Annotated in this window: 15 protein-coding genes; 4 read left to right on the top strand and 11 right to left on the bottom strand. The window is 66.1% G+C overall.

The annotated features are described in order from the left end of the window. Positions 1-209: 209 nt before the first annotated feature. The 5 genes from OU994_RS30940 to OU994_RS30960 all read right to left on the bottom strand — a co-directional run bounded on the left by OU994_RS30940 (position 210) and on the right by OU994_RS30960 (position 9,025). A complete protein-coding gene (locus OU994_RS30940; protein WP_281609015.1) occupies positions 210-2,834 on the bottom strand; it encodes a TonB-dependent receptor in 2,625 nt (874 codons plus the stop codon). A 289-nt stretch (positions 2,835-3,123) separates the two neighbouring features. After that, positions 3,124-3,915, bottom strand: coding sequence for a 16S rRNA (adenine(1518)-N(6)/adenine(1519)-N(6))-dimethyltransferase RsmA (gene rsmA / locus OU994_RS30945; RefSeq protein ID WP_281609016.1), 792 nt, complete (start codon positions 3,913-3,915; stop codon positions 3,124-3,126). Positions 3,916-4,084: 169 nt separating this feature from the next. Continuing rightward, positions 4,085-5,152 (bottom strand): 4-hydroxythreonine-4-phosphate dehydrogenase PdxA, encoded by a 1,068-nt coding sequence (gene pdxA / locus OU994_RS30950; RefSeq protein WP_281609017.1) that lies wholly within the window; start codon positions 5,150-5,152, stop codon positions 4,085-4,087. A 9-nt stretch (positions 5,153-5,161) separates the two neighbouring features. Further along, positions 5,162-6,583: a peptidylprolyl isomerase gene (locus tag OU994_RS30955; protein WP_131143608.1), complete on the bottom strand. Its 1,422-nt coding sequence runs from the start codon at positions 6,581-6,583 to the stop codon at positions 5,162-5,164. Positions 6,584-6,739: 156 nt separating this feature from the next. Beyond that, entirely contained in the window at positions 6,740-9,025 is a 2,286-nt protein-coding gene (locus OU994_RS30960; protein WP_281609018.1) for an LPS-assembly protein LptD, read from the bottom strand. A gap of 115 nt (positions 9,026-9,140) precedes the next feature. On the opposite strand from OU994_RS30960, the gene OU994_RS30965 reads away from it, so the two are divergent. Genes OU994_RS30965 through OU994_RS30980 form a run of 4 tightly spaced genes read left to right on the top strand, consistent with a single transcriptional unit; the run spans position 9,141 to position 13,447 of the window. After that, complete coding sequence (locus OU994_RS30965; RefSeq protein WP_281609019.1) at positions 9,141-10,205, top strand: aminoglycoside phosphotransferase family protein; 1,065 nt, start codon at positions 9,141-9,143, stop codon at positions 10,203-10,205. 7 nt (positions 10,206-10,212) lie between these two features. Next, entirely contained in the window at positions 10,213-10,929 is a 717-nt protein-coding gene (gene murU, locus OU994_RS30970; RefSeq protein ID WP_281609020.1) for an N-acetylmuramate alpha-1-phosphate uridylyltransferase MurU, read from the top strand. Continuing rightward, a complete protein-coding gene (gene pepP / locus OU994_RS30975) occupies positions 10,926-12,272 on the top strand; it encodes a Xaa-Pro aminopeptidase (protein ID WP_281609021.1) in 1,347 nt (448 codons plus the stop codon). Before murU ends, pepP begins: the two co-directional genes overlap by 4 nt. Beyond that, positions 12,269-13,447, top strand: a complete 1,179-nt coding sequence (locus OU994_RS30980) for an FAD-dependent monooxygenase (RefSeq protein ID WP_281609022.1) — start codon at positions 12,269-12,271, stop codon at positions 13,445-13,447. The genes pepP and OU994_RS30980 overlap by 4 nt, the downstream gene beginning before the upstream one ends. A 158-nt stretch (positions 13,448-13,605) precedes the next feature. Here the strand turns inward: OU994_RS30980 and OU994_RS30985 are convergent, their stop codons facing one another. The 6 genes from OU994_RS30985 to OU994_RS31010 form a co-directional block, all read right to left on the bottom strand. Next, complete coding sequence (locus tag OU994_RS30985; RefSeq protein ID WP_281609023.1) at positions 13,606-14,925, bottom strand: sugar MFS transporter; 1,320 nt, start codon at positions 14,923-14,925, stop codon at positions 13,606-13,608. Positions 14,926-14,934: 9 nt separating this feature from the next. Continuing rightward, the gene (locus tag OU994_RS30990; protein WP_281609024.1) at positions 14,935-17,424 is read right to left on the bottom strand and encodes a glycoside hydrolase family 3 protein; all 2,490 of its coding nucleotides are present in this window, start codon (positions 17,422-17,424) and stop codon (positions 14,935-14,937) included. A gap of 55 nt (positions 17,425-17,479) precedes the next feature. Further along, positions 17,480-20,215: a TonB-dependent receptor gene (locus tag OU994_RS30995; RefSeq protein ID WP_281609025.1), complete on the bottom strand. Its 2,736-nt coding sequence runs from the start codon at positions 20,213-20,215 to the stop codon at positions 17,480-17,482. Between the two features lie 143 nt (positions 20,216-20,358). Then, the gene (locus OU994_RS31000; RefSeq protein ID WP_281609026.1) at positions 20,359-21,738 is read right to left on the bottom strand and encodes a GH1 family beta-glucosidase; all 1,380 of its coding nucleotides are present in this window, start codon (positions 21,736-21,738) and stop codon (positions 20,359-20,361) included. Further along, on the bottom strand, positions 21,728-23,059 hold the full coding sequence (locus OU994_RS31005) for a glycoside hydrolase family 5 protein (RefSeq protein WP_281609027.1): 1,332 nt from the start codon (positions 23,057-23,059) through the stop codon (positions 21,728-21,730). Before OU994_RS31005 ends, OU994_RS31000 begins: the two co-directional genes overlap by 11 nt. Before the next feature lie 127 nt (positions 23,060-23,186). Continuing rightward, positions 23,187-24,221, bottom strand: coding sequence for a LacI family DNA-binding transcriptional regulator (locus tag OU994_RS31010; protein ID WP_281609028.1), 1,035 nt, complete (start codon positions 24,219-24,221; stop codon positions 23,187-23,189). Between the last annotated feature and the right edge of the window lie 40 nt (positions 24,222-24,261).

Raw genomic sequence — 24,261 nt, forward strand, 5'->3', positions numbered from 1 at the left:
GCAACGTTTCCTGGAAAACGGTGACAGGCTCCGATTCTTTTGCAATGTTTCCGGAAAAGCGGAACCTGTGAAAAACGGAGCCTGTCACCGATTCTTTTGCAACGTTTCCTGGAAAATGGTGACTGTCACCGTTTTTCTGGCAACGGCGCGCCAAGAAAAAACCGCCGGCACCTTTCGGTCACCGGCGGTTTCGCGGGGTTACGCAGCGATCAGAACTTGTATGCCAGCCCGATGTTGTAGCGCCGGCCGTATTCCATCACGTTCTGCACGTACTGGTTGCCGCCCTGCTTGTGGATCACGCGCTGGTTGGTGATGTTGTCCAGCCCCAGGTGCAGTTGCAGTTGCGGCGTCAGGTATTTCGAGATGTTGGCGGAGACGTAGGTCTCTTCGGCATTCTCGACCAGGTAGCCGGCGTTCCAGCGCGGCATGCGCACGAACGGGCTGTGGTAGTTGGCCTGCAGGCGCGCCTCGAAGCCGTTTTTCTCGTACCACAGCGTGACACCGCCATTGCGCCGCATCAGGCCCACCATCGGGAAATCGCCGGTGAACTCCTTGATGCTGCTTTCGTTGTACGAGAAGTTGGCCGACATGCCCAGGCCGTCGAACGGTGCCGGGAGCATCGTGAAGGCCTGCTGGTAAGCCAGTTCCAGCCCGCGCACATAGCCGCCGTCGCCGTTGATCGAGCGGGTGATGGTGGCCTGGCGGCCGTCGATCGTGGTGGTGTCGCTGGTGATGCCGATGTAGCTGCCCACCTTCTTGTAGAACAGCCCGGCCGACAGCAGCGAGCCTTGTTCAAAGTACCACTGGTACGACAGGTCGGCCTGGTTGGCCATCATCGGCAGCAGGCCCGGATTGCCGGCGCTGCCCGTCAGCGGCTGGCTCGAACCCGGCGTGGTGTCGATCGACAGCGAGCGCGATGCACGCATCTCGTCCATCGGCGCACGCGACATGGCACGCGCCAGCGAGAAGCGCAGCTGGTGTTCCTGCGCCTCGTCCAGGTTGAGGATCAGGTTCGCGCTCGGCAGCGCCTTGGTGTACGACGCGCCGCCTTCCAGCGCCGTGGGCGCCGCGCCGTTGCGCGACTCCATGCCGTAGCCGGTCTGCCTGGTATGCACCACGCGCAGGCCCACGTTGCCGCGGTATTTCAGGCCGAACATCTCGCCATCCAGGTCGCCCTGGGCATACACGGCGCTGCTGCGCTCCTTCACGCGCCAGCCGGCCAGCAGGTCGTTGGTGGTCTGCGCACGGCCGTCCGGCGACAGCGCGCCCGCGCCGAACAGCGAACCCACGGTGCCGTCGAAGTCGTTCAGCATCAGGGCCGGGAAGTAGCCTTCCGCACGGATCGTCTCGAACGACGACGCCGGCAGCGCCGTGGCCGTGGTGGCCAGGTTCCAGGTGGTCTGGTGGAACGACTTCTCACGGTCCGAGAAGCGCGCGCCGAACTTGATCCGGCTGACCGGGCCCAGTTCGACCGGGCTCCAGGCCGACAGCTGGGCCGAGTTCAGCTTGTCGTCGACGTGGCCGTCGGCGTCGATGTACAGCGCCGGGGCGCCGAAGATCGCCGCGTTGCCGGTGTCCTGCGTGAACGAATACTCCTGGTGCTCGTTGCCCGTGAAGGCCCAGCTCAGCGTGCCCGGGGCGCTGGTCTGGCGCACGTCGGCCCACTGGCTGTCGCGGTCGGCGCGGGAGACGGCGACGTCGGCATCGATCTTCCAGTCGCCCACGTTGAACTTGCCGTTCAGGCCACCGGCGAAATTGCTCATGTTCTGGAACCAGCGCGTGCTGTGCGTCGACACGGTGACGTCGCGCACGGTGGCGCCGACCACGTAGCCGTCGCGGATGTCCAGGTTCGAGAAGTTCGGCGTCTGCCAGCCATCCCAGTTGCCGATATCGCCGGTCCAGTGCTGCACGCTGGGCTCGTGGATCTTGTTCTTGGCGTAATAGAGGTCGGCGGTGATCTGCGCGTCGGGGTTCAGCTTCCACTCCACCTTGCCCAGCACGCTGGCGCGCTCGTTGGTGCCGCGCTTGATCTCGTCCTCGAAGCCCCAGGGCGTCCTGTCGACGCTGCCGTCGCCGTTCATGTCGACGGAATTGTTCTCGTTGAATGCCCAGTGGTTCTTGCGCTTCTCGATCGACGGCTGCTTCTGGTAGCTGGCCGCCAGCGCCACGCCGACGCTGCCGCCGGCCAGCTGGTCAATGTAGATGCCGCCCAGGCGGGGGCGCCATGCCTTGGCGTCGACATCGTTGGCCAGCGGGTAGAACAGCGCATCGGCCTTGACGGACAATTGCCGGCCCTTGTACTTCAGCGGCTGCACTGTCTGCAGGTCGATCGAGGTGGCCACGCCGCCTTCGATCAGGTCGGCGTTCTGGGTCTTGTAGACCACCGCGCCGGACAGCGACTCGGACGGGAATTGCTCGAAGCGCACCGCGCGGTTCGGTTCGGACGATGCCAGCTCGCGGCCATTGAGCGTGGCGCCGATGAAGCGCTCGCCAATGCCGCGCGCGACGATCTGGCTGGCGTTGCCGCGATCCAGGCCGGCGGCCAGGCCCGGCAGGCGGGCCAGCGATTCGGCGATCGTCGTGTCGGGCAGCTTGCCGATGTCTTCCGAGGACACCACCTCGACGATGCTGTTGGAATTTTCCTTGACGGACAGGGCGCTGCGCACCGATGCGCGGATGCCGGTCACGGTAACCTGCTGCACGGCGGTATCGCCGCCGGCCGCTGCCGGCTCGGGCTGGGGCGCCTGCTGCGCAAAGGCGGCGGACGTGGTGGCGACGGCGGCAGGGACGAGGAACAGCGCGCGCACCAGGGCGCCGATGGGGGTGAGCTTCATGGAGTCTCCGTATCGTTATTATCGAAAAGTGCCGCCGGCCCAGCCGCGCTGGTCGATCGATCAACTTCTTGATAAAAATTTTATGTGGCTGAAATGGTTATCAGCCAATGAAGAATTACGGAAGACGTATATGAAAAAGATATAGATCGGTGAAACACGGGGCCAAGTCCTTGTATCCATAAGGAAAATAGCCACATGCAAGGAACGTCGGGAAGTTGGTTACATGCGTCAATCCGTTGCGCCGTTGTAACGCAATGGCAACATGCCCAAGCCGGATATTGCCTTCCGGTTACTGGGCGGGGGCTTGTGCCGGGTGCAGGCTGTTCGCCAGCGCGACGTAGGCTTCCATCGGCACGGTCTCCGGGCGGGTACCCGGATCGATGCCGGCATCGGCGATCTGCTGCTCGGTGAACATCCCCGCCAGGCAGTTGCGGATCACCTTGCGGCGCTGCGAGAAGGCCTTGGCCACCACGGCCTCCAGCGTGGCTTTGTCGCACGGCAGCGGGTCGGCGATGGGGATCATCCGCACGATCGCCGAATCCACCTTCGGCGGCGGATCGAACGCTTCGGGCGGCACGATGAACATCAGCGCCATGCGGTAGCGCCATTGCAGCATCACGGACAGCCGGCCAAACGCCTTGGTGCCCGGCTCGGCCACCATGCGCTCGACCACTTCCTTCTGCAGCATGAAGTGCTGGTCTTCGATGTGCGGCGCGAACTCGGCCAGGTGGAACAGCAGCGGGCTGGAGATGTTGTACGGCAGGTTGCCGACGACACGCAGCTTGCGCCCTTCCGGCACGGGGATCGCGCCGAAATCGAACTTCAGCGCATCGCCGGAGTGGATCGTCAGCTTGTCGCGCGGGAAGCTCTTTTCCAGGCGCGCCACCAGGTCGCGGTCCAGCTCCACCACGTGCATGTGCGGCAGCGACTTCAGCAGCAGATCCGTCATCGCCGCCAGGCCGGGGCCGATCTCCACCATCGTATCGCCGGCCTGGGGAGCGATGGCTGTGATGATGTCGCCGAGGACACTGTCATCGTGCAAAAAATTCTGGCCGAAGCGCTTGCGGGCAATATGTTTCATATATTCGTGTAAAAGTTTCCGAAAACCGGGGTCAGACCCCGATTTTTGGAAATTAATTGCCAAGAAACGGGGTCTGGAGAGGCACGGCGCCATGCATGGCATCAGCCGCCCGGCAGGCTCGGAGTGTACTCCGCAAAAGCCCTGCCTCGCCCCGGTCTTGAGAAATGTTTTAGTTGCCGCGGCTGGCGTTGGCCATGTCGAGGGCGGCGGAGATCGCCTGCTCCATGCTGCCGCAGTCGGCGTGGCCCAGGCCGCGGGCGGCCAGGTCAAGGGCGGTGCCGTGGTCGACCGAGGTGCGGATCAGCGGCAGGCCCAGCGTGACGTTGATGCCGCGGCCGAAGGTGGCGTATTTCAGCACCGGCAAGCCCTGGTCGTGGTACATCGCCAGCACGCAGTCGGCGTCCTGCAGGTACCTCGGCTGGAACAGCGTGTCGGCCGGATACGGGCCGCGCGCATCGATGCCGCGTGCGCGCGCCGCTTCCAGCGCGGGCGCGATGACGTCGATTTCCTCGCGCCCCAGGTAGCCGTTCTCGCCCGCATGCGGGTTCAGGCCGGTGACGAGGATGCGCGGCGCGGCGATACCGAATTTCGCCTTCAGGTCGCGGTCGATGATGTCCAGCGTGGTGCCCAGGCCGGTGACCGTCAGCGCCGCCGGCACATCCTTCAGCGCCAGGTGGGTCGTCGCCAGCGCCACCCGCAACTGCAGCAGCCCGGGCACATCCTGCGGTGCACCGGCCAGCATCATCACCACCTGTGCGGTGCCGGTGCGGTCGGCGAAATATTCGGTGTGGCCGGAGAACGGCACGCCGGCATCGTTGATCGTGCTTTTCTGCAGCGGCGCCGTGGCCACCGCCTCGAACCAGCCGGCCTTGATGCCTTCGATCGACGCATCGAGCGTGGCCAGCACGGCGCGGCCGTTCTCGCTGTCGAGCTTGCCCGGCACCACGTGTGCGCTCAGCGGGATGTCGATCACGGACAAGCGGTCCGGCCCGAAGTGCGGCAAGCCGCCGTTACGCACCGCCATCAGCGACAGCGCGCTGACGCGGATTTCCGGGTCGATCGCGTGCGCCGTCATGGCCAGGAAGGCGGCATCGCCCAGCAGCACGCAATTGACGCGATCGCGCATCGCCCAAGCCGCGCGCAGCGAAATTTCCGGGCCGATGCCGGCAGGTTCGCCGGTGGTGATCGCGATCGCGGGACGAACGCCCGGGCGGCGCGCTGGCAGCGTAACGCTCATCGGCCGGCCTTACTTGCCGGCTTCGGCGCGCAGGTCTTCGCTGCGGTATTCCACGTAGGCGCGGTCACGCACCTCGCGCTGGAAATCTTCCGCCGCCTCGACCATCTTGCGCTCGCGCAGCGCCATGCGTGCCTCGTTGCGCTTCTTCTCCTTCGACATGTCTTCCGACTTGCGCTCCACCACCTGGATCAGGTGGTAGCCGAAGGCCGTCTCGACCGGGCCGGACACTTCACCCGGCTTCAGCTCGTTCATCGCCTTCTCGAATTCCGGCAGCGTGTCGCCCGGGTACAGCCAGCCCAGGTCGCCACCCTTCTTGCCCGATTCGTCCGTCGAATACAGCCGTGCCAGTTCCTCGAACGAAGCCGACTTGTTGTCCAGCTTTGCCTTCATCTCGGCCAGCTTGCGCTTGGCGTCCTCGGCGCTGTTGGCCGGCGTGACCTTCAGCAGGATGTGCCGCGCATGGGTCTGTTCCACGGCCGCCTCGGCCTGTGCCTGGGCCAGCGTGCGCTTGTCCACCAGCTTCAGGATGTGGAAACCCGTCACGCTGCGGATGATCGGCGTCACCTGCCCCGGCTGCAGCTTTTCCAGCGCCTGGGCGAACACCGGCGGAATCCGGTCGGTCGGACGCCAGCCCACGACACCGCCCTGCAGCGCGTCGGCCGCGTCGGAATAGGTGGCCGCCACCTTGGCGAAATCGCCGCCGGTGCGCAGCTGGCGCATCACGTCGTCGGCGCGCTGCTGGCGCTGGGCGATCACGTCCGGCGTGGCGTTCTCGGGAATGCGCACCATGATCTGGGAGATGTTCACCTCCTGCTGCTCGGCGGCCGCCGCCTCTTGCGCGGCCAGGAAGCTGTCCACTTCCGCTTCCGAGATCTGGATCTTGGCATCCACCTCATGCTCGCGCAGGCGGGTGGTGATGATCTCCTCGCGGATCTCCTCGCGGAAGCTGGCGAACGACGTGCCATCCTTCTCGATCTGGTCGCGCAGCTGCTGCACCGACAACTTTTGCTGTTCGGCGATGCGGGCGATCGCGCGGTCGAGCATCGTGTCGTCCACGCGCACGCCCATTTCCTTGGCCATCTGCAGCTGGGCGCGCTCGACGATCATGCGCTCGACGATCTGCCGCTGCAGCGCGGCGGCATCCGGCAACTGCACGTTCTGCTGCTTCATCCGCTGCATGATGACGCCCACGCGCTCGGCCAGCTCGCGCTTGGTGATGACGTCTTCATTGACGACCACGGCGATCGAATCGATTTCCGGGTTCTTGGACTGACCCGGCGGCGTGAAGCCCTTCGGCTGCGCCGGCGCGGCTGCCGGTGCCGCGGCGGGAGCAGCAGGCTTCGCGTCCTGCGCCGTGGCTACGCCGCCGGCAGTGGCGCACAGCAGCAGTGCCGCAAGGGTGATCGGGGTGATCGGGTGCTTACTGAACATATTGCAAACGCTTTTCAGGTCAGGTGGAAAATGATGAAGGATAGCAGGTGAGCGCCGCGGAAAGTGTAACAGCAAGCGATGGCGACCAACAGGTCGCCATCGGCCACTCTAATATCGCCGTCAGCGACGCCCACGCCGCCGTCCGCCGCCCGGCCCTTAGCGGCGATACCCCGGATTGAGCTGCTGGTAGCCCGGAATGCTGTTCTTCAGCACTTCCAGCGGATTGCCGACACCGAACTTGGACAAGCCGTTCAGTTCGAGCTGGAAGAACATCTGCGTCGTCGTCTCGTTGGTGGTCGTCACGAAGCGCTGCGCGCCCATGCGGAACACCCAGCATTCGCAGTTGTATTCCAGGCCGATCAGGCTTTCCAGGATCCGGTGGTCCTGCAGCGAATAACTCATGCGGCCCACGCCGAACCAGCGGTTCGAGATCGGCCACTGGGTGGAAAAGTCGACGTTCTTGAAGCTGTCGCGCAGGAAGCGGTAGCCGGCGTTGAACACCTTGCGCGGGCCGGGCTGGAATTGCACGTTCAGGTTCGAGCTGACCACGCGCTTGTCGCCCTGGTTGTACTGCACCGCGCTGTCCACGCCCCAGGTCTCGGAGATGCGGCCGGCCGCGGCCAGCAGCAGGTCGGAGCGGCCCGTGCTGACGGGCTGCGCATTCGTCAGCTGCACGCGCTGGTCGTTGAAGTAGAAGCGCTGGCCGAATGCCAGGCGCAGGCGCTCGGCGCCCGACTCCTCCAGGAAGCGCGACACGATCGCCGCCGTGACCTGGTTCGCATCGCCGACGCGGTCCGAACCCACGAAGCGGTTCTCGGAGAACAGCTGGGTAAAGTTGAACGTGGCGTCGGCCGTGTCGAACACGGGAATGTCGGTCTGGTCGCGGTACGGCGTGTACACGTAGAACAGGCGCGGTTCCAGCGTCTGCGTGACGGCGCGGCCGAACAGTTTGGTGCTGCGCTCGAATTCCAGGCCCGAGTCCAGCGAGAACGTGGGGATGGCTTTCGTCACCGAGCGGGCTTCGTCCTCGCCGAATTTGTCGAGCTGGTAGGCACTGGCATTGAGCATCAGCTTGGGCGTGATGAAGTAGCTGGGACTGATGATCGGATAGCTGATCTGCGGCTGCACCACCATCCGGTCGCCGTTGATCCGGGCGTCGTTCACGCAGGCGATGCCGCCGATATTGGCGCCCGGGCAGATGGTCTCGGTCGCGTAGTGGAAGCGGGTCGCCTCGGCATCCACCGACCAGTCGAAGCCGCCGACATCGTACTGCCCGGCGTGGAAATTCACCGCCGGCAGGCGGTCGTACGGGCGCGGCGTGACCGTCCTGGTATCCGGATCCTGCAGCACCTGGTACTTCTGCACGCGCGCCGTCAGGCTCCAGATTTCGCCACGGTAGTCGGTGCGCGCTTCCTTCAGCAGCTGGCGCTCGGCACTGCCGGCCACCGTCTTCGAGAAGTCGGTCGGGTAATCCTCGTCCGACGCGGCGCGCACGTTCCAGCCATACGACCAGTCCTTGGCCAGCGCCTGCGAGTGCTGCGACTGGATCTGCCAGCGGTCGATGTCCTTTTCCTTGTCGTTGCGCAGGTATTCGACGAAGGTGCGGCCTTCGTAGCTGCCGGCCGCGGTCTCGCCGATGTAGCGCCCCACGGCACCCAGTTGCAGGCCGCGCCGGCTGATGTAGTGCGGCGACACGGTCAGGTCGCGGTTCGGCGCGATATTGAAGTAATACGGCAGCGTCAGTTCGGCCCCGCCCCGCGAGCTGAATCCTGGCGTGGCCGGCAGCCAGCCCGAGCGGCGTTCGCCCGACAGCGAGAAGGAAATGCCCGGCGTGCCGATCAGCGGCACATCCTTGAAATACACCACCGTGGGACCGGCCACGCCCACGTCGCGGCCCTGGTCCAGCGTCAGCGTACTCGAACGCACGTACCAGTCCGGGTTCGGCCCTTCGCAGGTGCTGTAGGTGCCGTTGACCACCTTGGCGCGGTCTTCGGACAGGAAGTCGATGCGCTGCGCCTTGCCCTGCGCGTTGTTCATCTCCAGCTTGTAGGTGGGCTGCAGCATGTACCCCACCCCGGTCTCGGTATTGAGCCGGAATTCTTCGGCCGTGTAATAGTCGCCGAAGCGCCACAGGCGCACGTTGCTCTTCGCCTCCAGCTCGGATTCCACCTGGCGGTAGCAGGCGGAATCGGCCGTCACGCGCATCTTGTCCTGGACCACTTCCACGTCGCGGGTGAGGATCAGCTCCCGCTCGGGCCGTCCGTTGATCTCCTCGGCACGGATCGTGACAGGGGCATCCGGATCGTCGGCACGGGGCGCACCCGCGCCGGCAGTTACACCAGAACCTGGCTGGGTCTGGGCATGGGATGGTGCCGCGCAGGCGGCGATCAGGGCGGAGATGGCATACGCCCAGCGTTTCTTGAAGGGTGGGGCCAGGCTCATGAAGGGCAGGATACGCGAAGCACTATAAAGAACACCATGCAGGCGATTTTTTGAATTGAATCCCTTATTATATGGGATTCCTTTGTCAACATCCGGTTTGCTCGGGCCGTACTTCATGTCTTTATTGCATACATTCTCTTCCAGCGACGCGTCCGCGGACGGCGACGCGCGCCTGCTCCAACTGAAAACCTGGCTGCAGGGCCTGGGCACCGTGGACGCCGCCTCGGCCCGTCCCGCATCGGCCGACGCCAGCTTCCGGCGCTACTTCCGGGTCGACGTCCTGCCCGCCGCGCAGGCACAGTACGGTGCCACGCTGGTGGCGATGGACGCGCCACCGGAACGCGAGAATACCGCAGCGTTCGTGAAAGTGGATGCACTGCTGGCCGAGGCCGGCGTTTCCGTGCCGGCGATCCATGCGCAGGACCTCGGCCAGGGCTTCCTGCTGCTGTCCGACCTGGGCACCACCACTTACCTGCAGGCGCTGAACCACGACAATGCCGCCACGCTGTATGCCGAGGCGCTGTCCGCGCTGGTCGCCATCCAGCTGCGCAGCCAGCCGGGCGTGCTGCCTGAATTCGACCGCGAGTTCATGCTGCGGGAAATGAACATCTTCCCCGAGTGGTATATCGGCAAGCACCTGAACACCACGCTGACGCAAGCGCAGGCGGCCGAGCTGCAGAAAGTGTTCGACCACATCATCGCCACCTGCATGGCGCAGCCGCGGGTGTTCATGCACCGCGACTTCCATTCGCGCAACCTGATGTGGATGGACGAGAAGAATCCCGGCATCCTCGACTTCCAGGACGCCGTGTACGGCCCGATCACGTACGACGCGGCTTCGCTGCTGCGCGACGCCTACGTGTCGTGGGACGAGGAACTGGTGCTGGACTGGGTGATCCGCTACTGGCAGCACGCGAAGGCGGCGGGCCTGCCCGTCAACAAGGATTTCGACGCGTTCTACAAGGATTTCGAATACATGGCGCTGCAGCGGCACCTGAAGATCCTGGGCCTGTTCTGCCGCCTGAACTACCGCGACGGCAAGCCCAATTACCTGGGCGACCTGCCCACGGTGATGGAATATGTGCGCCATGCCGCCAACCGCTACCGCGAGCTCAAGCCGCTGGTCAAGCTGCTGGATGCGCTGGAAAACCGCCAGCCGGCCGTCGGCTACACGTTCTGAGGGCGCCATGAAAGCCATGATCTTCGCCGCCGGCCGCGGCGAGCGTATGCGCCCGCTGACGGACACCTGCCCCAAGCCGCTGCTGAAGGTGCGCGGCCGGCCCCTGGTCGAGTGGCACGTGCTGAACCTGGTGCGCGGCGGGCTGACCGAGATCGTCATCAACCACGCCCATCTCGGCCACATGATCGAGGAGTACCTGGGCGACGGCAGCCGCTTCGGCGCCACCATCCGGTATTCCGCGGAAGGGCAGGCGCTGGAAACGGCGGGCGGCATCGCCAACGCGCGTCACCTGCTGGGCGAGCAGCCGTTCCTGGCGATTTCCGGCGATATCTGGTGCCCGCATTTCGATTTCAGCGAAGTGACGGATGTCTTGCACGACAATGACCTGTGGGGCAAGCCGCATGCCGCGGACCAGCGCGACATCGCCTGGATCTGGCTCGTGAAGAACCCGCCGTTCCATCCCAGGGGCGACTTCGGCCTGGACCTGTACACGGTGACCACCACCGGGAGTCCGACGTGGACGTTCGCCAATATCGGCGTGTACCGCCCCGAGATGTTCGACGGCATCCAGCCGGGCCAGCACGCCGGCCTGGGCAACCTGCTGCGCGAATACGCCGGCAAGGGCCAGCTGGGCGGCGAAGTCTATGAAGGCGACTGGGACAATATCGGCACCCCGCAGCAGCTCGACGCATTGAACGCCCCGTTCGGAGCCGGGCGGCCATGAGCGCCGCCGGTGGCAAGTTCGCCGCGCGGCGCGCCGGCCTGCTGGCGCGGCTGGAGCCGGGCAGCGTGGTCTACCTCGCCACCGCGCCGGAAAGCGTGCGCAATGGCGACAGCGATTACCCGTACCGCCACGACAGCAGTTTTTATTACCTGACCGGCTTTCCCGAGCCGGAAAGCGCGCTGGTTCTCGTCGCCGCATCCGGCGACCAGCCGGCGCGCGCCATCCTGTTCTGCCGCGAAAAGAACGTCGAGCGCGAAATCTGGGATGGCCTGCGCCATGGGCCGGAAGCGGCGCAGGCCGAATTCGGTGTCGATGCCGCGTACCCGATCGCCATGCTCGACGAGAAAATGGCCGGGCTGCTGGCCGGCGCCCCGGCGCTGTATTGCCGGCTGGCGCGCGACGAAGGACTGGACGGGCAGTTGCGCCGCTGGTTCGACGGGGTGCGGGCCAGGGGCCGCACCGGCATCGTCGCGCCGCCGGCGTTGCGCGACCTGGTGCCGCTGGTCGATGAAATGCGCGTCGTCAAGGATGCCGGCGAACAGGCCACCATGCTGCGCGCCGGGCAGATCTCGGCCGCGGCGCACCGCCGCGCCATGCGGGCCGCGCGCGGTGGCGTCTTCGAATACGAGCTGGAAGCGGAACTGCTGTACGAGTTCCGCAAGAGCGGCGCGCAGTTCCCGGCCTACACGCCGATCGTCGCCTCGGGCGCCAACAGCTGCATACTGCATTACAACAGCAACGACCGGCAAACCCGCGACGGCGACCTGGTGCTGATCGACGCCGGCTGCGAGCTCGATGGCTATGCATCGGACATCACGCGCACCTTTCCCGTCAACGGCCGCTTCAGCGCGCCGCAGCGCGAACTGTACGACATCGTGCTGGCCGCGCAGGCGGCAGCCTTCGAGGCGATCCGGCCGGGCAACACGTTCCACGCGGCGCACGATGCCGCCGTGCGCGTGCTGGCGCAAGGCATGCTCGATACCGGCCTGCTGAACCGGGACACCGCGGGCAGCCTGGACGACGTGATCGCCAACAAGGCCTACACGGCGTTCTACATGCACGGCACCAGCCACTGGCTGGGCATGGACGTGCACGACACCGGCGCCTACCGCCTCACCGACCATCCGGACAAGCCCTCGCGCCCCCTGGCCGAAGGCATGGTGCTGACGGTGGAACCGGGCATCTACGTGCGCCCCGCGCCGGGCGTGCCGGAACAGTACTGGAACATCGGCATCCGCATCGAGGACGACGTGGTGGTCGCAGCCGGCGCGCCCCGCGTGCTGACGGACGAGGTACCGAAAACGGTGGACGATATCGAGCGCCTGATGGCGGAGGGATCATGAGCGAAGCAACGGGCGCCGGCCTGGCGCAGGCCGACTACGACGTGGCGATCTGCGGCGCCGGCCCGGCCGGCATGGCGCTGGCGGCCCTGCTGGTGCAGCGCGGCATGCCGGCTTCGCGCATCGCGCTGGTCGACGCGAAATCGCTGGACGCGGCGCGCGGCGATCCGCGCACGCTGGCGCTGTCCTGGGGCAGCCGGCAGATCCTCGGGCAGGTCGGCGCCTGGCCGGTGCCGGCCACCGGCATCCATGAGATCCACGTGTCGCGCAAGGGAACGTTCGGCCGCAGCATGATCACGCGCGACGAACACCGCGTGCCGGCGCTGGGCTACGTGACGCGCTACGGCGACCTGGTCACCGTGCTGGCCGGCGTGGTCGAACGGCTGGGCATCGCCTCGCTGCGGCCCATGCGTGTCACCGCTCTGGACGAAGCGGCCGGCGGCGTGCGCCTGGCGCTGGACGATGGCCGCAGCGATGGCCGGACGATATCGGCCGCGATCGCGGTGCAGGCCGAGGGCGGCCTGTTCGGCGCGCAGGCGGACAAGCAGGCCATGCGCGACTATGGCCAGACAGCCATCATCGCCCAGGTGGAAGCCAGCGCGCCCATCGCGCACCGCGCCTACGAACGTTTCACGGATGAAGGCCCGCTGGCGATGCTGCCGCAGGACGATGGCGAAACGCGCGGATACTCGATGGTCTGGTGCGTGCGCCCGGAAACCGCGCAGGAACTGCTGTCGCTGGACGATGCCGCCTTCCTGGCCCGGCTGAACGGTACCTTCGGCGAACGGCTGGGACGCTTCACGCACGCCACCCGGCGCCTCGCCTTCCCGCTCGGCCTGAACGCCGGCGTGACCGGCACCGCGCGCACCACGGCGATCGGCAACGCGGCGCAAACGCTGCACCCGGTGGCCGGCCAGGGCCTGAACCTGGGGCTGCGCGACGCCACCGTGCTGGCCCGGCTGCTGGCCCGCGGCGCCACGCCCGAAGCCCTCGCCGAATTCGCCGCGCTGCGCCGCCAGGACCGCGACGTCACCGTGCGGCTGACCGACACGATGGCGCGCATCTTCGCCAACACTTCACCGCTGCAGCCGGTCCTCGGCCTGTCGCTGGCCGCCATCGACCTGTTCAGCCCTGCGCGCTCCGTACTGGCCGAGCTGATGATGTACGGCCGTCGGTAAGTCAAGCATTCCCGCTTAGATTAGACTACCCCAAGTGCAAATTCCGGGGTCAGACCCGGCGGGTCTGACCCCAGCCCTTCGCTGTTGGGGTGAATGCATGTGCTTTCAATGTGTCGTGTAACGCTTTTCCAAGCCACCTCAGGACTTGCCCCTGTTTTTTACTGCCTGTGCAAATCCGCGTACTTCAGCCCGAAATACAGGATGAACGCATAGCACGCCGCCGGCACCACGAACGACACCTGCACGCCCATCGCATCGGCCACCGCCCCCTGCGCGAACGGCACCAGGGCGCCGCCCACGATGGCCATGCACAGCAGCCCGGAAGCCTGGCCGGTCTGCTTGCCCAGGCCGTGCAGCGCCATGCTGAAGATGGTGGGGAACATGATGGAATTGCAAAGCCCCACGGCGATGATGGCGAACATCGCCACCTTGCCGCCGCCCAGCACCGCGATGGCGATCAGCACGATACTGGCGGCGGCATTGAACGCCAGCGCCTTGCCGGGGCTGACCTTGCGCATCACTGCGAAGCCGATGAAGCGGCCGACCATCGCGCCGCCCCAGTACAGGCTGACGTAGTGCGCCGCCTGCGCGGCCGTCATGCCGCCGATCTTCGGATCTTCCAGGAAGTTGATCAGGAAGCTGCCGATCGATACCTCGCCACCCACGTACAGGAAGATGCCCAGCGTGCCCAGCACCAGGTGCCTGTGGGCGAACAGGTCGCCGAAGCGTCCTTGTTCCGCGTCGCCCGCCGCATCGACGATCTTCGGCAAACGCGCCAGCGCGAACAGCACGGCCAGCAGCAACAGCGTGCCGGCCAGTACCAGGTACGGCCCCTGCACGCTGGCCGCTTCGCGCGCCCGGTACGCCAGCTGTTCGGCGGTCGGCAGCGCGGCAAGCTCGCCGGCACTCAGCATGCCGCCGGACAGGATCAGCATGCCGCCCAGCGTCGGCGCCACCGTCGTGCCCAGCGAGTTGAATGCCTGCGTCAGCGTCAGCCGGCTGGACGCCGTGCGCGGATCGCCCAGCACCGTCACATACGGATTGGCGGCCACTTGCAGCACCGTGATGCCGCCGGCCAGCACGAAGAAGGCGAACAGGAACACGCCATAGCCGGACGTGGCGGCCGGGTAGAACAGCGCGCAGCCGATGGCCGCGACGACAAGGCCCGCCACCGCGCCGCGCTGGTAGCCGAGCCGCCGGATCAGCATCCCGGCCGGCAGGGACACCAGCAGGTAGGCACCGAAGAAGCAGAACTGCACCAGCATCGCCTGCACATAGGTCAGCGTGTACACCGCCTTCAGGTGCGGGATCAGCACGTCGTTCATCGACGTCAGCAAGCCCCACATGAAGAACAGGATCGTGACGACCACCAGCGGCCCGGTGTTGCCTGTCTTGCCGGCCGCCCCTGTGCCCGAATCTGTGCCCGCTTTTGTGCCAGACTTCGGCGGCAGCGCCGCGGCCTGCGAATAGTGTTCCATCCTGCCTCCTCAGTTCGCGCAGCGCACCGCGTCCGCATCCTTCGCGGCCCCGCCGATGACCTGGATGTTGGCGAACGCCGCCACCAGTCCGCCCTGCGCCTGCACACGGAAAGGCGTGTCCACCTTGCCCAGGTCGGCGCCCTTGAAACAGGCCAGCGGGATCTTGACGGTCTTCTTGCCCTGCCCCGCCAGGCGGGTGAATTCGCCGGCCATGTCGACCGACGACGTGCCGATCGACACCTGCACCGGCCCTTGCGGAGCCTGCGTGACGATCGTGTCGAACGCCAGCACGCCATCCTTCGCCGCATAAGACGGCAATGCGCGCGGCGCGGCGGCGCGTGCCTCGATGGCGCCAGGTCCCGTCCACGTCACCTTCCGGGCATCCTGCTGCGTATTCACCTGGGCCACTTCCACTTTCAGCGTCGGCAGCGCATGCGTCGCATTCAGGTCCGCGCCCAGCGCCTTGCGTTCGCCGCCGCTCTGCACGTACAGCGGGAAGGTGGCACGGTCGGACTGGTTGAAGACCGGGAACGCATTGGTCTTGCCGCACGGCGCCGTGCTGTTGTCCTCGGCCAGCCGGCCCACCTTCTTCGCCTTGCCGTACTCCAGGCCGTAGCCGTAGGCGAACAGCGGCGCATAGTTCCTGTCGCCCACGTTCAGCGGTGCCTGGCACGGGCCCTTCGGCCACGAGAACGACAGCTTGCCGGTGAACGGCGCATTGACCTTGCCGTCGGCGCCGCGCAGCAGCACGTCGGCCACGCCCTTGCCTTCGGAACCCGGCAGCCAGGCGGCCACGAAACTGTCCGACAGGTTCAGCAAATCGTTGGCGTACAGGGGGCGGCCGGTGACGAATACCGTCACCACCGGCTTGCCCTTGCCCGCCACCGCCTTCAGCACGGCCAGGTCTTCCGGATAGCGGCCGCTGTGGCGCAGGTTGCCGGCCGGCCCGATGTCGCCATCGCCTTCGGCATACGGCCCCTCGCCGATCACGGCCACCACCACGTCGTAATCGGCCACGTTGACGCCCGCCGCATCGGCGCTGAACGTCACGTTCGGCGCCGCTTCCTTCAGGCCGGCCAGGATCGTGTCGCCATTGGGGAAATCGCTGTTCTTGTTGTCGGTGCCCTGCCATGTCAGGGTCCAGCCGCCGCTCTGGTTGGCCATGTTGTCGGCGCTCTTGCCGACCACCAGGATCTTCCTGTCCCGCGCCAGCGGCAGCAGATTGCCGTCGTTCTTCAGCAGCACGAGCGATTCCTGCACCAGCTTGCGGGCCAGTTCGCGGGCCTGCATCGATCCCATCTTGCCGGCATGGACCGACGCCGATGGCTTCTGCAGGTTGGCGCGCAGTTTCACGCGCAGGATGCGGGTCACGGCATCGTCGATGCGGGCCATCGGGATCGTGCCATCCTTCACCTGCTGCACCGTGTTGGCGATGAAGCTCTTCCAGTCGTCCGGCACCATCACCATGTCGATGCCGGCGTTGATCGCCTGCGGGCAGCTGTCGTTGCGGCAGCCCGGCACTTCGGCGATGCCGTTCCAGTCGGTGACGACAAAACCGTCGAAGCCCATCTTCTGCTTGAGGACTTCCGTCAGCAGTTCCTTGTTGCCGTGCATTTTGCCGTAGGTCTTGTTGGCGGCGACATCGGTCCAGCTGTTGTACGACGCCATCACGGTCTGCGCACCCGCTTCCAGCGCCGGGTAGTAGCCGGCCATGTGGATGTTCATCATTTCGGATTTCGTCGACTGGTTCACGCCACGGTCCTTGCCCTGGTCGGTACCGCCATCGCCCACGTAGTGCTTGGCGGTGGCGACGACGTTGGCGTCGTCCTTCAGCGTCCCCTGCAAGCCCTTCACGTACTCGCCGGCATAGTCGGCCACGATCTTCGGATCTTCCGAAAAGCTTTCATACGTGCGGCCCCAGCGGTCGTCGCGCACCACGGCCAGCGTGGGTGCGAACACCCAGTTGATGCCCGTCGCGCGCACGGCCCTGGCGACCGCCGCAGCCATCTCGCCGACCCGCTTCGGATCGCGCGCCGCGCCCAGGCCGATATTGTGCGGGAACAGCGTGGCGCCCAGCACGTTGCTGTTGCCATGCATGGCATCGATGCCCCAGATGACAGGGATCTTGTGCCGCATGTCGGTCGACATCGACGCATCGTAGAACGCATCGGCCAGCTTCACCCAGTCGGCCGGGGTGGCGTACTTGCTGCCGTTCGGCCAGCTGCCGCCGCCGTTCAGCACGGAGCCCAGGTAGTACTTGCGCACATCTTCCGGCCTGGTCGTCTTGATCTCGGACTGCGTCATCTGGCCGACCTTCTGTTCCAGCGTCATGCCGGCCACGATGTCCTTCACCCGCGCTTCCAGCTGCGCATCGGGCGCCACCGCGCTCTTCAGCTGCGGCCAGTCCGACAATGGGGCCTGCGGTGCGGGGGCAGCCATGACACTGGCGGTCAGCAGCTGCGCGGCAGCGGCCAGGATGGTCAAGCGTCGCTTCATCATATCTCCGTGTCGTTTTCTGGTAATCAAAGCTTGTAAAGGTTAAAGCTTGTAAAGTTCAAAGTTTGTAGTTCAGGCCGAGCAGCATCTGCCGGCCGTACGTGGTGTAGCGTTCCGGCGCATAGGCGCCGCTGGCGAAGGGGTCGCCCTGGCGCGTCTGGTACGGTTCGTTGTTCAGGTTATTCACCTGCAGCAGGAACGACAGGCCCTTGTACGGCCCCTGCTCGATCGCGTAGCCGATCTGGAAATCGATCTGCTTCTCGGCCAGGATTTCACTGAACGAGCGTTGCGCGAACAGGCCGGTGACTTCGCCCCGGTAGGCGGAGCGGTAGCGCTGGCTCACGCGGGTCGAGAAGCCGTGCTTCTCGTAGTACAGCGTGATGTTGCGCACCACGCCGGACAGGCCGGGCAACTTTTCCTTCGTGCCCGGGCCGTTCGGGTGGATCGAGCTTTCCGTGCCGGATACGCTGGCGATCAGGCCGATGCCGTCGAGCGGGTCCCAGAACATGCCGCCTTCCAGCGAGCCGGAAAGTTCCACGCCGCGCACCATGCCGCCGGCGCCGTTGGCCGGGCGGTTCAGGGTACCGATGTTGGTGATCGGTTCCACCGTCGAGGGATTCGGGAAGCCGGTGAAGTCGTGGGCGGTCTGCTGGTTGTAGATGTACGTCTTGAGCTTCTTGTAGAAGTAGGCGCCGGCGATGTAGCTGCGCTTGCCGAAGTATTTTTCCATCGACAGGTCATAGGAATTCGCGCGCCACGGTTCCAGCTGCGGATTGCCGCCGCTGCCGCTCCATTCGAACGTGGTCTGGCTGACGCCGCCGGCCACGCCGGCCCGCATGTCGGACATCTGCGGGCGCGCCAGCGTCTTCGCGGCGCCGAAACGCACGGTCCACGCATCGCTCCAGCGGCCCAGGTCGAAAATCAGGTTCATGCTGGGCAGGTAGTCGGTATAGCTGGCGCCGCCGCTGATTGCCTTCAGCTGCCCGCCGACGACGGCCACGCCACGCGATTCCTGGTTCACGTGCACCGCCTGAACGCCCATGTTGCCGCGCAGCGGCACCGGACCCAGCTCCGTGTCGATGCCCACCTTGGCGAATCCCGTCGAGGTCTTTTCCGTCACGCCCCAGTCCTGCAGCGCCTGGTCGTCCGGCCGCGCCGGCTGCCGGTCGTAGTACTTGCCCAGCACGCCCATCACGTCGTAGCTGATCACGGCGGGAATGCCGCCGAACGCCAGCGAGGTGGAAGGCCGCAGCAGGTCTTGCGACACCAGGGCCGGGGCGCGGCCATTCTTCAGGAAGTAGTAATGGTTGGTGTCGCCGTGTTCCTTTTCGCGCTTGCTGAAATACAGGCCGCCTTCCACGTAGCGCAGGAAGCCCTCCAGGTCGCGCTTGGCGCCCAGCTTCAGCGCACCCAGCTTGTCTTCCACGCGGGGCTGGTGCAGGTCGGCATCCTTGCCCCAGCCGCCCACGTCGGCCAGCCGCATCAGGTTCGCGTTGGTGAAATCGACCGACGGCGTGAACACCGGCAGGCCCGCGCCGACCGGGATGCTGAACTTGAAGTTGTTGTCGGTGATGCCCGAGTTCGCAGGGCCGAGGCCCGCATAGGTTTCCAGCACCTGCTCGCGGCGTTTCGCATGCGAGTACGACAGGTCGCCCTCGAACGACCATCGATCGAGCTTGTAGCGGTTGTTCCAGCCGAAGGCGGCCAGCTTGTCCTTGCGCTCGTTGTAGTCGTTGCGCAGGATCGGTTCCAGGTTCACCAGCGTGCCGCCGGTCAGCAGCCGCGTGCCGCCGATGGTGTCGATGACGGGATCGCGGTAGGCGATATTGCTCCACTGGTGGGAATTCCACATGGCGCCGCGCATCGTGGTCTTCTGGTCGAACTGCGAGTAGTACAGGTCCAGCGCGGAACGGAAATTCCGGTCCGGCCGGTATTCCAGCACGGCCATCAGGCCATCGCGCACCATCTCGCGCGAGGTGGCGGTGACTTCGGCACCCTTCAGCGCGATCACGTCCTGGTTGGCCGGCCCCAGGTTGTTCTCGGCGCCCCACCACCATGACTTGTATTCCTTTTGCTGGCCCGGCGCATCGAGGTGCGCGAAGCCCACGGCCACGCCGACGGTATTGTTCAGGAACTGGTCGACATAGGAGATCGACAGGCGGCCGCCGCGGTCGGAGACGCCCTCGTTGAGCTTGCCATTGGAATTCTTTTCGCCGCGGACGTTGATGGCGATCGTGCGGCCCGGCATGTCCAGCGGCCGGACCGTCTGCAGGTCCACCGTGCCGGACAGGCCCTGCCCCATCAGCGACACTTCCGGCGTCTTGTACACGGTGACGCCGTTGATCAGCTCCGATGGATACTGGTCGTATTCGGCGCCGCGGTTGTTGCTGGTGGAGACTTGCTCGCGGCCGTTCAGCAGGGTGCCGGAAAAGTCCGGCGCCAGGCCGCGGATCGAGATGACTTGCGCGCGGCCTTCCACGCGCTGCGCCGTCAGGCCGGCCAGGCGCGCGATCGATTCGGCGATCGACATGTCGGGCAGCTTGCCGATGTCCTCGGCCGTCACGGCTTCGACGATCGAATCGGCATCGCGCTTGATGGCGATCGAGTTCTCGATGCTGCGGCGCATGCCGGTCACGACCACCGATGGCACGACGCCTTCGGTGGCCGCCGTTTCGCCGGTCGCCGTGGCGGTTTGCTGCGCGCCTGCGCCGGTGGCGAGCAGCAGCGCGGCAGCGGCGATCGCGGCGGCCATGGGAGTCAGGCAGAACGCCTGTCGTTGCGGGAAGTGTGTCATCTCGTGGTCTCCATTGTCGTTATCAGCCCTCCGGTTTTCCCGGCTTCCGGACTGGTTTATATCGCTTCCATCCACCTGATTGGAAACGTTACCAATTTGTCCGGCAATTATCGCGGCGGGCTGATTTTCTTGTCAACGGAACTTCACGCTTGTGGGAATTTCGACACGGCCGGGGTACCGCCCAGGAAGGCCCGGTACCACTTGCCGCTGTCCTTGAGGATGCGCTGCTGGGTGGCGAAATCGACGTAGGTAAGGCCGAAGCGGCGCGTGTAGCCTTCCGCCCATTCGAAGTTGTCGAGCAGGCTCCAGGCGAAGTAGCCGGCCACCGGCACGCCTTGCGCGATGGTGTCCTTCAGCGCGGCAAGGTGCCGCGCCAGGTACGACGTGCGCTGTGCATCGTGCACCTGCCCGTCTTCCACCGCGTCGTCGTAGCACGAGCCGTTTTCCGTCACGTAGATCGCCTTCGGCCTGTATTCCGCGTGGATGCGTTCGAGCAGCCGCGCCATGCCTTCCGGCGCCACTTCCCAGCCGAACGCCGTGCGTTCCACGCCCTCGCGGTGCACCACCCGCGCGTGCAGCGGCCCTTCGCCCGGCGCGGCCGCGATCACTTCGGGGAAGTAGTAGTTCAGTCCCGTGAAGTCGGTCGGCGCGGCGATCGCTTCCAGGTCGCCGGCCTCGATGCGCGGCGCCGCATCGCGCACAGCCTCCAGCACGTCGCGCGGATAGCCCTTGCCGAACAGCGGGTCGAGGAACCAGCGGTTGCGCAAGCCATCGTGCCGGTTCGCGGCGGCGATATCCTCGGGGCTGTCGGTGGCAGGCCGGATCGGATGCAGGCTCAGTGCCGCGCCGACGCGGGCACCGGGCACGTTGGCGCGGATGACGGGTACCGCCAGGCCGTGCGACAGCAGCACATGGTGGCTGGCCTGCAGCGCCGACGCCACGTCGCGGATGCCCGGCGCATGCATGCCATCCATGTGCCCGTGCATCGCCGTGCACCATGGCTCGTTGTGCGTGATCCATTGCGGCACGCGATCGCCCAGCCGGCGCGTGACGGCATCCACGTAGTCGGTGAAATGGTGGACGATGTCGCGCGCCATCCAGCCGCCACGGTCCTGCAGCGCCTGCGGCAAGTCCCAGTGGTACAGCGTGGGCCACGGCTGCAGGCCGCGCGCCAGCATGCCGTCGACCAGGCGGTCGTAGAAGTCGAGGCCTTTCGTGTTCGGCGCGCCGCCGGCGCCGAAGATGCGCGGCCAGGCGATCGAGAAACGGTAGGCGTTGGTGCCGAGGCCGCGCGCGATGTCGAGGTCTTCCGGCCAGCGGTGGTAGTGGTCGCAGGCGATGGCGCCGCTGGAACCGTCGCGGATGCGGCCCGGCTGGGCACTGAAGGTATCCCAGATCGAGTCGACGCGGCCATCTTCATGGCGGGCCCCTTCGATCTGGTAGGAAGACGTGGAAGTACCCCAGATGAAATCGGCGGGGAAGCCGCCGCGCGCCAGCGCGGTGTCGTGTACGTTATTGGTCATGGATTTCTCGGATGTCGCGGGGAGTCGAAGTGGTGAGCCAGCGCAGCAGTGGCTCGTGCAGTGCATAGGGTTGCGTGCCGAACGAACGGAACAGCGCTTCGATGTCGGCTTTCGGCGCGCTGGTGAACACGATCGGCGCTTTCGCAGCCGGCGGTGCAACGGCCGCAACAGCCGCAACAGCCGCATTGGTCACGAAGCCCCACTTGCCGTTGCCCTGCCCGCCCTGCTGCGTGACGACCTTCCACGACCATGCGGTGGCGGCCCAGCCGTACTTCGCATAGGTGTCGAACGAGGCGCGCGCGACCTGGCCGCCCAGCTCCAGGCCCATCATGGCCCATGGCTGCATCTCGCCGATGAAGAACGCGGTGTCCAGCCGGCGCAGCCGCTCATCCCATTTGCATACCGTGTCGCCTTCGCCGGGAGCGCACGCGAGCCAGTCGCGGTGCACTTTCAGGCCGGGCTTGCCCCAGCCGAAGTGGCCGGGATACGGGTGCATTTCAAAGGCCACGTTGCGCATGCCGTGATCGGCGGGCTTGCCATACGCATCGATGCCGTTCTTGCTGTGGCCGGGCAGGATGATCACGTGGTTCGGATCGACGGCGCGGATCGCCTGGTACAGCCGGCGCACATTGGCCGCCATGGTGTCCGGATCGGTGCCCCACGGTTCATTGAGCACGCTGTAGCCGGCCACGGCGCCGCGGTCCCGGTAGCGCGTGGCGATCTGCCGCCACAGCCATTCGGTGCGCGCCTGGTTGTCCGGCACGCTCCAGTATTCGTTGCGGCCGGCGCAGCCGCTGTGGTGCTCGATGCCCTGGCTGCCGGCGGCGCCGTGCAGGTCGAGCACCACGTACATGCCGCGCTTCTCGGCCTGGTCGATCGCGTCGTCGAGGTAGCGCCATGCGTCGGCGCGCAGGGTACGCGGCTTCTTTTCGTCCTCGATCACGCTGTGGATGAACGGCAGCCGCACCACGTTCAGGCCATGCCGCTGCATCAGGTCCCAGTCGCGGGTGGTGATCCAGTTCTCGCGGAACACCTTGAACAGCCGCTCCCGTTCCGCATGGCCGAAGCGCCTGTCCAGCACCGCCTCGAGCGTGCACTGGTCTTCGACGCCGCTGGACTTGTCGAGCTCCATCATCCAGAACTCGTTGATCAGCCAGTTGCCCAGGTTGGTACCGCGCAGGATCGCCTGCCGGCCGTCGGCGCCGACCCACTTCGTGCCTTCGGTGTGCAGCATCGGCAGTGGCGCCCAGGCCGGCGCGCCTTGCGCCGCCGGCATCAGCGCGGCCGTGGCGATCAGCGCCGCCATCATGTGCTTTCGCATCGTCTCCTCCAGTTCCTGCATGAATGAAAATGACATTGAAACAGCATGGAAAGCTTTCCATATCGTCACGAAAAAATGGCGCGCAAAATGACGCGCCAAACCGGCACGCCGCCCCGCCCGCCATCTCCTATTTGCCGCGTTTGCGCACCTTGGGCGCCGGCGCCGGCCCCAGCGAGGCGCGATGCGTGACACTGATCGGGTAGCGCCGCGCCACCGGCCGGTCGCCATCGTAGCAACGGTTCAGCAGCGCGTTCAGGCCCGCCTTCACCACGTCGCGCCACGGAATGTGCACGGACGTGAGCCGCGGCGCGGAAAACTCGGCGCTGGGCGTGTCGTCGTAGCCGAGCACCGATACGTCGCGCGGGACGGCGATGCCGGCTTCCTGGAAGTGCGACAGCGCCCCCACGGCCATCTCGTCGTTGGCGCAAAACAGCGCCGTGAAGGCGTATTTCGATGCCAGCAATTCCCTGGCGCAGGCGAACCCGCCTTCCGGCGAAAAGTCGCTCGCGGCGATCCACAGCCCGCCGGTATCGATGCCGGCCTTCTTCAGCGCCTTGAGGAAGCCGTCGACGCGCTCCACGTTGTCCGGCGCGTCCGCCGGGCCGGAGATCACGGCGATCTGGCGGTGCCCTTGCGCCAGCAGCGTTTCCGCGGCCAGCGCGCCTCCCTTGCGGTGGTCGACCTGGAAGGCCTGTTCGCCCAGCCCACTGGTGGCGTTGTTGACGACCACGATGTTGGCGCCCCGCGCGCCCAGCGCCGCGATATCCTCGTCGCCAAGGATGTTGCTCATCGAGATGATGCCGTCGCAGCCGCGCTCCAGCAGGAACTCGATGCCTTCGACCGCCTGGCGCAACGCGTCACCCTGTCCCACGCCGAACGCCACCACCATGTGCAGGCCGTTGGCGCGCAGCTCGATGTCGATCATCTGCAGGATCGGCGTGTAGAACGTGCCTTTCAGGATCGGGATATACACGCCGATCATCTTCGAATAGCCGGACAGCAGCGCGCGCGCCGCGTGCGAGGGCCGGAAATCCAGCGCTTCGATCGCCGCGCGCACCTTGGCCTGCGTGGCCGGCGATACCGCGCCCTTGCCGCTGACCACGCGCGATGCCGTGCCGAGTCCCACGCCCGCCAGCCGGGCCACGTCCTTGATGGTTGCCACTACGTTTTCCTATCGTGCTGTAATCACGCAAGCATACTGT

The organism is Pseudoduganella sp. SL102 (assembly GCF_027856995.1).
Taxonomy (GTDB): Bacteria; Pseudomonadota; Gammaproteobacteria; order Burkholderiales; family Burkholderiaceae_D; genus Rugamonas; species Rugamonas albidiflava.

Coding starts and splice junctions, on each gene's coding strand:
- OU994_RS30940 (WP_281609015.1), bottom strand. CDS start 2,834: ATGAAGCTCACCCCCATCGGCGCCCTGGTGCGCGCGCTGTTCCTCGTC.
- rsmA (WP_281609016.1), bottom strand. CDS start 3,915: ATGAAACATATTGCCCGCAAGCGCTTCGGCCAGAATTTTTTGCACGAT.
- pdxA (WP_281609017.1), bottom strand. CDS start 5,152: ATGAGCGTTACGCTGCCAGCGCGCCGCCCGGGCGTTCGTCCCGCGATC.
- OU994_RS30955 (WP_131143608.1), bottom strand. CDS start 6,583: ATGTTCAGTAAGCACCCGATCACCCCGATCACCCTTGCGGCACTGCTG.
- OU994_RS30960 (WP_281609018.1), bottom strand. CDS start 9,025: ATGAGCCTGGCCCCACCCTTCAAGAAACGCTGGGCGTATGCCATCTCC.
- OU994_RS30965 (WP_281609019.1), top strand. CDS start 9,141: ATGTCTTTATTGCATACATTCTCTTCCAGCGACGCGTCCGCGGACGGC.
- murU (WP_281609020.1), top strand. CDS start 10,213: ATGAAAGCCATGATCTTCGCCGCCGGCCGCGGCGAGCGTATGCGCCCG.
- pepP (WP_281609021.1), top strand. CDS start 10,926: ATGAGCGCCGCCGGTGGCAAGTTCGCCGCGCGGCGCGCCGGCCTGCTG.
- OU994_RS30980 (WP_281609022.1), top strand. CDS start 12,269: ATGAGCGAAGCAACGGGCGCCGGCCTGGCGCAGGCCGACTACGACGTG.
- OU994_RS30985 (WP_281609023.1), bottom strand. CDS start 14,925: ATGGAACACTATTCGCAGGCCGCGGCGCTGCCGCCGAAGTCTGGCACA.
- OU994_RS30990 (WP_281609024.1), bottom strand. CDS start 17,424: ATGATGAAGCGACGCTTGACCATCCTGGCCGCTGCCGCGCAGCTGCTG.
- OU994_RS30995 (WP_281609025.1), bottom strand. CDS start 20,215: ATGACACACTTCCCGCAACGACAGGCGTTCTGCCTGACTCCCATGGCC.
- OU994_RS31000 (WP_281609026.1), bottom strand. CDS start 21,738: ATGACCAATAACGTACACGACACCGCGCTGGCGCGCGGCGGCTTCCCC.
- OU994_RS31005 (WP_281609027.1), bottom strand. CDS start 23,059: ATGCGAAAGCACATGATGGCGGCGCTGATCGCCACGGCCGCGCTGATG.